This is a genomic window from Nocardioides sp. JQ2195 (genome assembly GCF_012272695.1).
GTDB lineage: Bacteria > Actinomycetota > Actinomycetes > Propionibacteriales > Nocardioidaceae > Nocardioides.
Genome location: NZ_CP050902.1, coordinates 1,241,340 through 1,254,386, shown reverse-complemented (window position 1 = coordinate 1,254,386; position 13,047 = coordinate 1,241,340). Strand labels below are relative to the sequence as shown.

Genomic DNA, 13,047 nt, shown 5'->3' with positions numbered 1-13,047 from the left:
AGCACGGCCTTGACCACCAGCGACGACGCCGGGGAGATCCAGCAGATGACATCGGGACATGAGCAGGACAGCACTCCAACCAATCCGGCCGATCCGTTGCCGCCCAATCCGGTGCGGGCATGGATCGGTCGACGCGCGAGGTCGATGCCTCCGATCGAGCGCAGGGACCGTGAGCTCGCCGACCTGCGCACGCAGGTGGATCGTCTCCGCGACGCCGCCGAGCGTCGCGGGGCCGGGCCCGAGCCCTACCAACCGCCCAAGCGTCCCCTGGCCCGACGCCTGGTGAAGGAGAGTGGCCTGTTCGACGCCGCTTGGTACGCCGCCCAGGTCGACGACCCGCCTGCCGACCACGACGAGCTGCTCGAGCACTTCCTCTCGACCGGCGCGGCGCAGGGCCGGTCCCCCCACCCGGCCTTCCAGCCGGACTGGTACGCCTCCCAGATCAACCGGGAGAACGGGTACGCCAACCGTCCCAAGGTGCTGAAGAACCCCCTCCTGCACTACCTCGTCCGTGGAGCGCGTCGTCACCTGTCCCCGCACCCGGCGTTCGATGCCGCGCGTTACGTCGAGGAGAACCCCGGGTCCGCCGACGAGCGGTTCGGCCCCCTCATCCACTTCCTGCGCGGGAGCGGGGAGAGCGCCGTCGACGCCCCGGTCGTCGTCCCGGCGGCCGTCGCGCAGTGGCTGGCAGCCCCCGTCCGCCGAGACCTCGACACGTTCATCGCCTCTGCGCGGGCAGCAGGCGAGCTGCTCCGGGCCACGCGTGGTCACCTCCACCTCGAGCGGGACCACGAGACGTTCGACCTCGAGGTCGAGGCGCAGACCAAGAAATCAGTCCTCGCAGCCGCGGATCCCTCGGTCCGGCCCCTCATGAGCGTGATCATCCCGACCAAGGACCGAGCCAGCGTCGTCGGCGCGGCCATCGCCTCCGTGGTGGCCCAGAGCTACGACAACTGGGAGCTGCTCATCGTCGACGACGGCAGCGACGACGAGTCCGACACGGTGTTCGCTGCCTTCACCGACGACCCCAGGGTCCGGGTCATCCGTCACGAGACTGCACGTGGTGTGGCTGCTGCCCGCAACACGGGGCTGGCCCACGCAACCGGCGACTACATCGCCTACCTCGACTCCGACAACACGTGGCGCCCGGACTTCCTCGAGCTGATGGCGGCGTTCATGACCACGGGTGGCCACCGGGTCGGCTATGCCATGTCCGCCCTCACCGAGGCCGGTGGGGAGGAACGCGCCAGCTACCGCGGGATGCCCTTCCACCGTGAGGCGTTGAAGGAGCGCAACTACATCGACTGCATCGTGCTGGTCCACGAGCGCTCGCTGCTCGACGAGGTCGGCACCTTCGACGAGACCCTGCGACGCAATGTCGACTGGGAGCTCTTCATCCGCCTGGCCGACGCCGCCGACTTCGCGTTCCTGCCCGTCATCGCGACGGAGTACGACGTGTGGGAGACGCGCACCGACCGGATCACCACCGATGAGCCCTCCGGGTTCCGGTTCCTGGTGCGTGAGCGCTCCCTGGTCGACTGGGCGCGGGTCGCCCGTGAGGTCCCGCCCCGGGAGCCGGGCTCGGTGTCCCTCGTGGTGGTGGCCACCGGATCGGCCGACCTCACCGCTTCCGCCGTACGCCGAGCGCTCGCGACCGCCGACTCCGACGTCGAGGTGGTGGTCGTCGACGCCCGGCTCGACGATGCGGAGGCGGTGCGCCTGTTCCTGCACCTGCAACCCCTGGCCCGCACCCGCCTCGTCCGGTTGACCCAGGAGCTGCCCCTGGAGGTGGCCCGCAACGTGGGCGCCGCACACGCGACCGGGGAGACCTTGGTCTTCCTCACCGAGTCCACGTGGTGCGAGCCGGGCTGGGACACACCCCTCGTCACGGCCCTCGACCACCACGCGGCCGTGCAACCGGTGATCCTGGGCAGCCGTGGTTCCGTCTGGTCGGCCGGCCTGCACTTCCTGCCCGGCGGCCACCCCGTGCTGATGGGCCGGGACCTTGCCGGTGACGCACCCGAGGTCCGTGGGCTGCGCCCGGTCGACGCGGCCACGCAGGCGTGCATCGCCGTACGCGCGACCCAGTTCGTGGCCCAGAAGGGCTTCGACGCGCGGCACGTGGACCACTACACAGGTGGTGAGCTCTCCCTGCGCCTGGCCGACGCGACCGGGTTGCCACCGGCCTGCACCGGGGCCAGTGTCGTGGCGTTGCGCACCGTGGACGACGACGTGCTCGGCACGCTGTCGCCCGATCGGTTCAAGTCCCAGGAGCGCGACAACGACCGTTTCCAGCGCGTGGCCTGGGGCGGACGCGAGTCGCTCCTCACCGCGCGACTGGCCGAGGACCACCTCGTCCTGGCCGGCATCCACGGCGACCAGTCCGCCGCCCCGACGACTCCGCTGCTGGTCCGCGACGGCTCACCCCGCCCCCTGAGGTGGGCGATCAAGATAGGGGCGCCCGACGTGCACCGCCGCGAGGGCTGGGGAGACTGGCACTTCGCCCATGCCCTGCGCGACTCACTGGAGCGGCTCGGCCACGAGGTGACCATCGACTGCCAGGCGGACTGGTACCGCCCGACCGTCCACCTCGACGACGTGACCCTGGTGCTGCGTGGGCTGGGCCGCTACCGGCCGAACCCGCTGCACACGAACGCGATCTGGGTGATCAGCCACCCGGAGCAGGTGTCCGTGCGCGAGGTCGGCGACTACGACCTCGTGTTCGGCGCATCGTCGCGGTGGTGCGATCGGATCGACCGACGCATCGACACGGACGTCCAGCTCCTCCTCCAGTGCACCGACCACCGCAGGTTCCACCCGGTCGACCCGGATCCGGTCCGCCAGCACGAGCTGCTCGCGGTCGCGAACGCCCGCGGTGGACGCCATCACGGGGTCAGGCCCGCTGTGGCGGCTGCCCTGGCAGCCGGCGTGGTCCCGGCTGTCTACGGCGAGCGCTGGGACGGCCTGCTGCCCGAAGGTGCCTGGAAGGGCGTCTACGTGGCCAACGAGGAGCTCCCCGCCGTCTACGCCGCAGCCGGCGCGGTGCTCAGCGACCACTGGGAGGACATGCGCGACGAGGGACTGGTGTCGAACCGGCTCTTCGACCTCGCGGCCTGTGATGCGCGGGTGATCAGCGACCACCTGCCCGAGATCGAGCAGGTCTTCGGCGACCCGGTGCTGACCTACACCACCCCGGAGGACATCCCGCGCCTGCTCGCGTTGCACCGCGACGAGAGCGACGAGCGCAGGGCGGCGCGGCAGGCGTTGGGCGAACGAGTCCGCCGTGAGCACACCTTCGACGCGCGGGCCCATCTGCTCAGCGAACAGGTGACGGCGCTGCGCGCCCGCCGCTGACGACCCCCTCGTCGCCATGGGCGAGGAGGGGCGAGGGAGGGGGCGACGAGGAGCCGGTGGACCTGCGCCGGTGTCATTCGGGCAGGCAGAGGAAGAACGTCCGGTCCCGGACCACCCAGGGCACGCCCGCGAACACCGCCGGGTAGCCGTGGTCGGCGAGCATCCGGTAGAGCTCGCGCCCGGTGGGCCAGAAGGACTCCTCGTTCTCCCACGAAGCGGTGGGCCTGCGCTCCCAGCCCTTCTCGTCGTAGAGCCGACCCTTGTAGCCGCCTGCCGTGACGATCTCGGAGAGCTCGTGGGTCGGATTCCTGGTGGCCACGTGGGTGTCGAGGATCAGGGGGCGGCCGGCAGCCCGGTCCAGCAGGGCGACCTGGTCATCGACCGTCAGGTGGTAGAAGAGCCCCAGGCACAGCACCAGGTCGAAGTCCGTGAGGTCGACCTCGCGGATGTCCTTCTCGAGCCAGGTGACCCGTGGATCGTCGGGGAACCTCGTCGACCGCGCGTCGACGGCCGTGACGTCCCACCCCGCGTCCGCGGCCCTGACCGAGAAGGCGCCGTGTCCGGCGCCGAGGTCCACCACCCGTCCGGTCGGCACCTGGCGGAGGAGGGCGTCGAAGAGCTGAAAGCGTCGCGTGGAGTTCCGGTTGGGAGGCACAGGCGACAGCGTAGCCGTTGCCCAGAGGCACGCCGGGCCGGCATCGCCGGTATGTCGCACGTGCCCGTGGGCCGGGTGCTCAGCCGAGCAGTGCGTCGACGAACGCCTCCGGCTCGAAGGGCGCCAGGTCGTCTGCACCCTCCCCCAGGCCGACGAGCTTGACGGGGACCCCGAGCTCGCGCTGCACGGCGACGACGATGCCGCCCTTGGCAGAGCCGTCGAGCTTGGTCAGCACGATGCCGGTGACGTCGACGATCTCGGAGAACACCCGGGCCTGGATCATGCCGTTCTGTCCCGTGGTGGCGTCGAGCACGAGCAACACCTCGGTGACCGGGGCCTGCTTCTCGATCACACGCTTGACCTTGCCGAGCTCGTCCATCAGTCCGGCCTTGTTCTGGAGGCGACCGGCCGTGTCGACCAGCACCACGTCGTACTGCTCGTCGACGCCCTGCTTGACGGCCTCGAAGGCGACACTCGCCGGGTCGGAGCCCTCCGGGCCCTTGACGACGGGTACGCCGACCCGCTCGGCCCAGGTGCCCAGCTGCTCGACGGCGGCAGCGCGGAACGTGTCGGCGGCGCCGAGCACCACCTTGCGCTCGTCGGCAACCAGGATGCGGGAGATCTTGCCGACCGTGGTGGTCTTGCCAGCGCCGTTGACGCCCACGACCAGGACGACGCCGGGCCTTCCGTCCTCGCCACGAATCGCCAGTCGACGGTCCATCGACGGGTCGACCAGGTTGATGAGCTCCTCGCGGAGCACCTCGCGCGGCGTTCCCGCGTCGTTGCCCTCGACCCGCAGGCGGGTGCGCAGCTTCTCGACCAGCTCCTGGGTGGGCGCGACACCGATGTCGGCAGTCAGGAGGGTGTCCTCGATGTCCTCCCAGGTGTCCTCGTCGAGGCGGTCCCGTGAGAGCAGGGCGAGCAGTCCCTTGCCCAGGCTGCTCTGCGACCGAGCCAGCCGCTGGCGCAGGCGGACCATCCGGCCCGCGGTGCCCTCCGGCTTCTCGAGGGGCGGTGCCTCCTCGACGGTCGGGCCCGCCGACGGCTCCTCGGTGGCGACCTCGGGCGGCGCCTCGACCGGTTCCTCGCGAGGCCGGGCGATGACGTCGGTGCCACCGGAGGGCGGGCCCTTCGGCTTGTTGCGCCCGCCGGCGATGAAACCAGCGACCGCAAGCACGCCGACGACGGCGATGCCGATGATCAGGAGGAGCCAGTCAGACAGGAAATCCATGGGGCAATCCAACCAGAACGGTGGTCGGGGTGAAGAAGTCGTCCCCCCGCGTCACCACCGTGTGGGCCCGGTCACGGGGCTCAGCGACGGCTGGGTTCGTCGTCCTTGATGGTCGGCATGGCGTCGACGCCCTTGCGCAGGGCGGCGCCCAGCCATGGGAAGCGTGGCACGTCCTCGCCGCGGTGCGGGTAGGCGACGTAGACCACGACCACTCCGGCGAGCAGCAGGATCACGAGCATCATCAACACGATGGGAAGCAAGCGGAGTCACCCCGGGAGCTGGAAAGTGGACGTTGCCAGCATCGTCACACGACGGTGCCCCGATCCGCGCTTCTGCGAGCGAGTGGAACGCGTCACACGTGCCGCTGCTCGCGGTGTGGGTCAACCTCCGGAGAGCGAGCGCAGCACCTGGGATGCCTTCTGCTTGGGGCCGGTGCTGGTCAGCTCGAGCGTGACGGTCGGGCCGGGAACCTGCTCCGCACGCGACGCCACCAGGCCCTCCCGCCACGTGAGCGGCACGAGCTCGCCCTCTGCCCGGATCGTCACCGGTCGATGGGCCGGTGGCCTGCCGACCTGCAGTCGCAGCTGCCAAGTGCCTTCCGAGAGCCCGGTCATCGACACCCGGCCCTCGAGGTGGGCGCCGTCCCGCACTGCCGGGACCCGACGCACCTCACCGCCCGGTCCGCGCAGCACGAACCGCACGGGAGCAGCGCTGCGCGGAGCGGACAGGGCTCCCCGGACGACCAGATCGGTGTCGTCCCACGCCAGCTGCCAGTCGGTGAACTGCTTGCCCGCGGCTCCACGGCGCCACTTCGCGTCGATCCTGAGCCAACCACCCTTCGTGAGGTAGGCCGCCGCCGTCCAACCCTCCCCCTGCTCCGTCGCCGCCCAGGCGAAGGAGTCCAGCAGCTGCTCGTCGTGCACCGTGGGGTCCCCGCCCAGTCGCCACGACTCGGAGATCCCGTCTCGCGACACCCGGACGTGCACTCCCCAGGTGCCCTCGGGAAGCGGGTCACCGTCGGCAACCGTGAGCAGGTCTGCGTCTGCTGAGAACGCGTTGCCCCGACCACGGGTCGCGGCGACGACGTGCTCCACCGTCGGCTCCTCGCGCGAACGGATCACCAGCGCCACCTCGGTGGGCTCGAGGACATCGGTGAACCCGGCGGTCCCGACCACCGTCAGGTGGCCCCCCTCGTGGCACTCGAAGGACTCCAGGCCGGACTCCTTCCTGAGCCGGTTGGTCACCTCGTAGAGCGCGTCGGGCACGCCCACGGATCGATCCCTGAAGAAGGGAAGCTGCGCGTGGGCGTGCCCGCCGTCGATGACCACCCGGGGGCGGTTGTCGCCGGCTTCCAGCAACACACCGAGGAGCTCGAGCACCTCGTCACGGCGACCCCGGTCTGCCAAGTGGTAGACCACGCGGAGATCAGGGGTCAGGCGCTCCCGGACGTCGGCAGTCAGGTGTCGTCGTACCAGCGCGACCACGCGCTCCAGCAGTGCGTCCTGCTCGGCACGGGGCACCCCCACGAGGCGGCGCATCACGAGCGCCACGTCGATCTGGAAGTGCCGGGTCAGCAACGGGGCCCGCTTGTCGACGTCGAGGACCTCCGACTCGACCAGCTCGCACATCGTCTCCGCCACGTCGAGCTCGTTCGAGACCGGCCCGGACATGGTGACGTGCTGCCCGTCGTCGCGCAGCACGACGTGGTAGAAGTCGTAGTCGCTCAGCACGCTGATCTTGCGCGCCCGCAGATAGGCCACGGCAGTGAACGGCTGGTCCGACGCGTTGGGGAAGTTCGTCGGGAAGCGCAGGTCGTTGTCCTCGATGAGGCTGCGCCGGAAGAGCTTCAGCGCGGCCAAGGTCCACCAGACCCGTGACGTGAACAGGTCGACGTCGAGGTCGTTGTGGCGATACATCGATGACGGCACGGCGCGCTCGCTGGTCGCCACCATCTTGCCGAGGACGATGTCGGAGCCCTCGTCGTCGGCCGTGGCGACGAGACGCTCCAGGGCCTCCTCGCCCAGGTAGTCGTCCGCGTCGAGGAAGTACACATGACGTCCGCGCGCCAGGTCGAGGCCCTTGTTGCGCGGGGCGGCCGGTCCTCCGGACGCCGCGGCGTGCACGATGCGGAACAGGTCGGGATAACGCTCGGCCCACTCGTCCAGTGCCTCGCCGGTGCCGTCGGTCGAGCCGTCATCGACGACGAGGACCTCCATCCGATCCGTGCCCAGGGTCTGGGCCACCAAGGACTCGAGGCCACGGTGCAGGTAGGGCAACGCGTTGTAGGCGGGAATGATCACGCTGACGTCCGGGACGTTGCGCTCTGCCATGGTCGGTTCCTTCGGTGACGGGCTTCAGAGAAGCTCGACAGTCGACCCCACGCAGCGGTTGCGGGTGTCGAAGACATAGGTGGAGTGCTCGGCCACCAGCTCGTAGTCGAACACGTCGTGGTCGGTGAGGACCACCACGGCATCGGCCCAGACCAGCGCGTCCTTGCCGAACTCGACGAGGTCGATCTCAGACGGCAGGAACTCCGGGTCGGTGTGCGGCTCGGCCGCGTGCACCTCGGCGCCGAGCTCATGCAGCTGGCGGGCCACCGACAGTGACGGCGACTCCCTGATGTCCCCGACGTTCTTCTTGTAGGCCATCCCCAGCAGGAGCACCTTGGCGCCGTTGACCGCGAGCCGCTGACGATTCAGCGCCGCCTGCACCCGGCTGACGACGTGATCGGGCATGTGATCGTTGATCTCGTTGGCCGCGGAGACCATCCGCAGGTCGCTGCGAGAGGTCTGGCGCACCTGCCAGAGCAGGTAGGACGGATCGATCGGCAGGCAGTGTCCACCGACCCCCGGCCCGGGCGTGAAGCGCATGAACCCGAACGGCTTGCTGTCGGCGGCATCGATGGCTTCCCAGATGTCGACGCCGAGCTCGGGGGCCACGGCAGCAATCTCGTTGACCAAGGCGATGTTGACGTGACGGAAGGTGTTCTCCAGCAGCTTGGTGAGCTCGGCGGTGCGGGTGCTGGAGACCGGCACGACCTCGTCGACGAACGATGCGTAGAAGGCTCGGATCTCCTCCAGCGACTCGTCGTCGATGCCCGAGACGACCTTCGGGGTGTTGCGCATGCCCCACGTCTTGTTGCTGGGGTCGATCCGTTCCGGGCTGTAGCCGAGGCGGAAGTCGATGCCGGCCTTCAGGCCGCTCCCCTGCTCCAGGATCGGAGCCAGCAGCTGGTCGGTGGTCCCGGGGTAGGTGGTGGACTCCAGGACCACGGTGGCACCCACGACGAGGCGCTCGGAGATCTCCCGGCCGGCGGACTCGACGTAGCTGAGGTCGGGGATGCCCTCTCGCAGCGGGGTGGGCACCGTGACCACGAAGATGTCGGAACCGGCCGTGGCCTCCCAGGTGGCCGTGGGGAGGTACCTGCCGGTCTCGATGGCCGACCGCAGCTGCTGCTCCGAGATGTCCTCGACGAACGAGTCACCAGCGGCCAGTCGAGCGACCCGTCGCTCGTCGACGTCGACACCGACCACGCGATGCCCGACCTCCACCGCCGCCATGGCGAGGGGCAGGCCCACGTAGCCCTGGCCGACCACCGTCACCGTCTTCGTCATCGGCTCGTCTCCTCCATGCCTCGGTGTCGCACTTCCGCGACGCGCGCGGGACACTCTTCCACACGGCGAAAGTGCCCGGAATCAGACACGCAGCAGCGGCGTCACCGCATCACGGATCACATCGGGCATGGGGACCACGGGGCGATTTCCGGCGCCGTGCTCGTTGTCGACGTAGACGTGCACGAAGCGTCCCTCCGCAGCCGCCTTGTCGGACTCGCCCTGGAAGAGCCCGATCCGGTAGACGATCGAGGAGCTGCCGACCTTGTCGACGACCAGGCCCGTCTCGATCGGTTCGGGGAAGCCGATCTCGCGGAAGTAGCGGCACGACGTCTCCGCGACCACACCGATCCGTGGCAGCAGGCGCACGTTGGTGCCGGTCGCCTCGAACAGGTGCGCGTTGACCGCGGTGTCGAAGAGCTCGTAGTAGGTCGCGTTGTTCAGGTGGCCGTAGGCATCGTCGTCGCGCCAACGGGTGGTCACGGTGCGCCAGGCGACGTAGTCGGCGCGGGTGGGCAGCGGGGCTCGATCACTCACGCGGGAGAGCCTAGCGGGGTGGGTGCCGCCCCTGACCGGCGTACTCCTTGGGCGGTGGGAGGCCGATCCCAGGACTCAGGCGGACTCGGACTCGCGCAACCGCTGGCTGATCACGGCCGAGACACCGTCACCGCGCATGGTCACGCCGTAGAGCGCATCACCGACCTCCATGGTGCGCTTCTGGTGGGTGATCACCAGCAGCTGGGAGTTCTCCCGCAGCTCCTCGTAGATCTCGAGGAGACGGCCCAGGTTGGTGTCGTCGAGGGCGGCCTCGACCTCGTCGAGGATGTAGAACGGCGAGGGGCGGGCCTTGAACAACGAGACCAGGAACGCCACCGCCACCAGCGACCGCTCTCCACCCGAGAGGAGCGAGAGCCGCTTGACCTTCTTGCCGGCCGGTCGTGCCTCGACCTCGATGCCGGTGTTGAGCATGTCGTTGGGCTCGGTGAGGACCAGCTTGCCCTCGCCGCCGGGGAAGAGTCTCCTGAAGACGTGGTCGAAGGCGACACGCACGTCTTCCCACGCCTCGGTGAAGACCTGCTCGACCCGCTGGTCGACCTCACGCACGATGTCGAGGAGGTCCTTGCGCGTCTTCTTGAGGTCCTCGAGCTGCTCGGTGAGGAACTTGTGCCGCTCCTCCATGGCCGAGAACTCCTCGAGGGCCAACGGGTTGACCTTGCCGAGCATGGAGAGGGCACGCTCTGCGGTGCGCAGCCGCTTCTTCTGCTCGTCGCGGTCGAACGGCACCGGCTCGGGCGCCTCCTCCCCCTCGGGCACCTCACCGGTGAAGGGGATCAGGTTCTCGGGGCCGTACTCGCGCGCCAGCGCCTCCGGGTCGAGGCCGAGCTCCTCGAGGGCGCGCTCTTCGAGCTGCTCGATGCGCATCCGCTGCTGGGTGCGCGCCATCTCGTCACGGTGCACCGTGTTGACCAGCTCGTCGTGCTCGCGGTCGAGGTCGCGCAGCCGGGACCGGGTGGCCATCAGCTCCTGCTCACGACCCGCGCGTGACTGCTCGACCCGCGTTCGTGCCTCGGCCGCTTCCGAGACCGAGGTCTCGAGCCGGTCGAGGACGATGCCCACGCCGACGCTGACGGCCCGGGCGGCCTTGCCCTCCCGGATCAGGCGTTCCCTGCGCTCGGCTGCGCGAGCACGTGCTTCGCGTTCTTGGCGAGCGGCCCGGAGCAGGCCGTCGGCCCTGCCGTGCAGGGCGCGTGCTCGCTCCTCGGAGGTGCGCAGGGCCAGCCGCGAGTCCATCTCGCCCTGTCGCGCGGCCCGGGCTGCTTCGGCGAGCTGTTCGCGTGAGGTGGTGTCGGGCTCCTCGTCGGGCGCGTCCTGCGCCGACGCGAGCCGCTGCTCGAGGTCGGCGAGCCCGGCCTGGTCCTTCTCCCGGGCTTCTTCGGCCTTGGTGATGGAGGCGGCCAGGCGTTCGGCCTCACCACGCGCAGATCGCGCCCGCGAACCGTGCTGGCCCAGCTCCTCGGCGACCGCCGCCAACGTGGCGTCGGACTCGTGCAGCTTGGCCAGTGCCACGTCGACCCGCTTCTGGGCCTCGAGCCGCTCGCTCTCCATCCTGGAGGTCTCGAAGAGCAGGCGTTCGGCCGAGGCCGCGGCCTCCTCGAGTGCTTGGGCGGCCTCGTCGACGGCCGCCTGGATCTCGATCAGCGACTCCTGCTGGGCCGAGCCACCCGCCGCGAAGTGTGCGCCGAACTGGTCGCCCTCACGGGTGACCGCGGTGACGTCGGGAAGCTCGGCCACGAGCGACCGAGCCGTGTCGAGGTCGTCGACCACGGCCACCTTGAAGAGCAGTCGGGCCAGCGCCCCGCTCAGGTCGTCGGGGCACTCCACCACGTCCACGGCGTACGTCGTCCCGGCCGGCAGCCCGGGCCAGTCGTCGTCGGCGGCCGGTCCGCCACCGAGCAGCATCCCGGCGCGACCGAGGTCGTCGCCCTTGAGGTGGGTGATCGCCCCGATGGCGGCGTCCGGTCCGGTGACTGCCACCGCGTCTGCGGCGGAGCCGAGCGCCGCGGCGATGGCGGTTTCGTAGCCGGAGCGCACGGAGAGCAGGGCGGCCACCGAGCCGAGCAGCCCGGAGACCGAGTCGGAGGCGGCCAGCAGGGCCCCGGCACCGTCCTTGCGGGTGAGACCCATCTCGAGGGCCTCCTTGCGAGCGATCAGGGCGGAGCGTTCACGGTCGGCCGTGGTGGCCTCCTCGCGCGCCTTGGCCAACCGCTCCTCGAGGTCGTCGAGGGTCGCCACTGCGGCCTCGTGCTCGGCGTCGAGCCCTTCCTCGCCGGCGTCGAGGCCGGCCACCTTGGTCTCGAGGGCGGTGAAGTCGCGCTGGGCCCGGTCGGCGCGGGCCATCGCCTCCTCACGGGCCTGGACGAGTCGGCCGATCTCGTCGTCAGCAGCCGCGGCCCGCGACTTGATCGCGTTGACCTGGCCGTGCAGGCGGGCCAGTCCTTCACGCCGGTCGGCGGCGGCCCGCTGCAGTCCCGCGATGCGACGCTCCTCCTCGGCGGCGGCGTCCTCGGCGGCCTTGCGTGCGGTCACCGCGTCGCTCATCGCCTGGCGCTGCCGCTCGAGCTCGGCATTGATCTCCTGCTCCTGCTCGGCCACCCGGGCAGCCTCGGCCTCGAGCTGCTCGGGGTCACGACCACCCTGCTGGGTGGGTTCTTCGGAGGTGCCAGCACTGTTGCGCACCCGCTCGGCGGCCAGGGACTGGGTGCCGCGCAACCGCTCCCGCAGGCCGGAGAGCGCGAACCAGGTCTCCTGGGCCTTGGCCAGGGCCGGCAGGTCCTCGCGCAGGGCTGCCTCGAGTGCGGCCTCCTGCTCGCGAATCGTCGCGATCTCGCCCTCCACCGCGGTCCGTCGCTGGACCAGCACGGTCTCGTCGGCCATCTCCTGCTCGAGCGTCGTGCGTGCGGTCACCATCTCGTCGGCGAGCAGCCGGGCCCGGGCATCGCGGACGTCGGCCTGCACGGTCGCGGCCTTGCGGGCCACCTCGGCCTGCCGGCCCAGCGGCTTCAGCTGGCGCCGGATCTCGGAGAGCAGGTCACCGAGGCGGTTCAGGTTGCCGTCGGTCGAGTCGAGCTTGCGCAGCGCCTTCTCCTTGCGCTTGCGGTGCTTGAGCACACCCGCGGCCTCCTCGATGAAGCCGCGCCGTTCCTCCGGCGTCGCGTGCAGGATCTGGTCGAGCTGGCCCTGGCCCACGATGACGTGCATCTCACGACCGATGCCGGAGTCACTGAGCAGCTCCTGGACGTCGAGCAAGCGGCAGGAGTTGCCGTTGATCGCGTAGTCGGAGCCGCCGTTGCGGAACATCGTGCGGCTGATGGTGACCTCGGCGTACTCGATCGGGAGGGCACCGTCGGAGTTGTCGATGGTCAGCTGCACCTCGGCGCGACCCAGGGGCGGGCGCCCGGACGTGCCGGCGAAGATGACGTCCTCCATCTTGCCGCCGCGCAGCGACTTCGCACCCTGCTCACCCATCACCCAGGCCAGTGCGTCGACGACGTTGGACTTGCCCGAGCCGTTGGGGCCGACGATGCAGGTGATGCCTGGTTCGAGCTGGAGCGTCGTGGAGGACGCGAAGGACTTGAAGCCCTTGAGCGTCAGGCTCTTCAGGTACAACGGGTGCTCCCTACGGGCGGCAGTCAATT

Annotated in this window: 8 protein-coding genes; 1 reads left to right on the top strand and 7 read right to left on the bottom strand. The window is 70.2% G+C overall.

Annotation, left to right across the window (positions count from 1 at the left end):
* The first annotated feature begins 9 nt into the window (after positions 1-9).
* Complete coding sequence (locus ncot_RS06000; RefSeq protein ID WP_168616788.1) at positions 10-3,354, top strand: glycosyltransferase; 3,345 nt, start codon at positions 10-12, stop codon at positions 3,352-3,354.
* A 73-nt stretch (positions 3,355-3,427) separates the two neighbouring features.
* On the opposite strand, the gene ncot_RS05995 is transcribed toward ncot_RS06000, so the two are convergent.
* The 7 genes from ncot_RS05995 to smc form a co-directional block, all read right to left on the bottom strand.
* Entirely contained in the window at positions 3,428-4,009 is a 582-nt protein-coding gene (locus ncot_RS05995) for a class I SAM-dependent methyltransferase (RefSeq protein ID WP_168616787.1), read from the bottom strand.
* A gap of 79 nt (positions 4,010-4,088) precedes the next feature.
* Entirely contained in the window at positions 4,089-5,240 is a 1,152-nt protein-coding gene (gene ftsY / locus ncot_RS05990; RefSeq protein WP_168616786.1) for a signal recognition particle-docking protein FtsY, read from the bottom strand.
* Between the two features lie 80 nt (positions 5,241-5,320).
* Entirely contained in the window at positions 5,321-5,482 is a 162-nt protein-coding gene (locus ncot_RS05985) for a hypothetical protein (RefSeq protein WP_168616785.1), read from the bottom strand.
* 138 nt (positions 5,483-5,620) lie between these two features.
* Positions 5,621-7,570, bottom strand: coding sequence for a glycosyltransferase family 2 protein (locus ncot_RS05980; RefSeq protein WP_168616784.1), 1,950 nt, complete (start codon positions 7,568-7,570; stop codon positions 5,621-5,623).
* Positions 7,571-7,594: 24 nt separating this feature from the next.
* Positions 7,595-8,854, bottom strand: coding sequence for a nucleotide sugar dehydrogenase (locus ncot_RS05975; RefSeq protein WP_168616783.1), 1,260 nt, complete (start codon positions 8,852-8,854; stop codon positions 7,595-7,597).
* An 81-nt stretch (positions 8,855-8,935) separates the two neighbouring features.
* Positions 8,936-9,388: a thioesterase family protein gene (locus ncot_RS05970; protein WP_168616782.1), complete on the bottom strand. Its 453-nt coding sequence runs from the start codon at positions 9,386-9,388 to the stop codon at positions 8,936-8,938.
* Between the two features lie 75 nt (positions 9,389-9,463).
* Positions 9,464-13,018, bottom strand: coding sequence for a chromosome segregation protein SMC (smc, locus tag ncot_RS05965; protein ID WP_168616781.1), 3,555 nt, complete (start codon positions 13,016-13,018; stop codon positions 9,464-9,466).
* Positions 13,019-13,047 lie beyond the last annotated feature (29 nt).

Excerpts from the sequence above, each read along its gene's own strand:
- ftsY (WP_168616786.1), bottom strand. The coding sequence starts at position 5,240 with ATGGATTTCCTGTCTGACTGGCTCCTCCTGATCATCGGCATCGCCGTC.
- ncot_RS05975 (WP_168616783.1), bottom strand. The coding sequence starts at position 8,854 with ATGACGAAGACGGTGACGGTGGTCGGCCAGGGCTACGTGGGCCTGCCC.
- ncot_RS05985 (WP_168616785.1), bottom strand. The coding sequence starts at position 5,482 with ATGATGCTCGTGATCCTGCTGCTCGCCGGAGTGGTCGTGGTCTACGTC.
- ncot_RS05980 (WP_168616784.1), bottom strand. The coding sequence starts at position 7,570 with ATGGCAGAGCGCAACGTCCCGGACGTCAGCGTGATCATTCCCGCCTAC.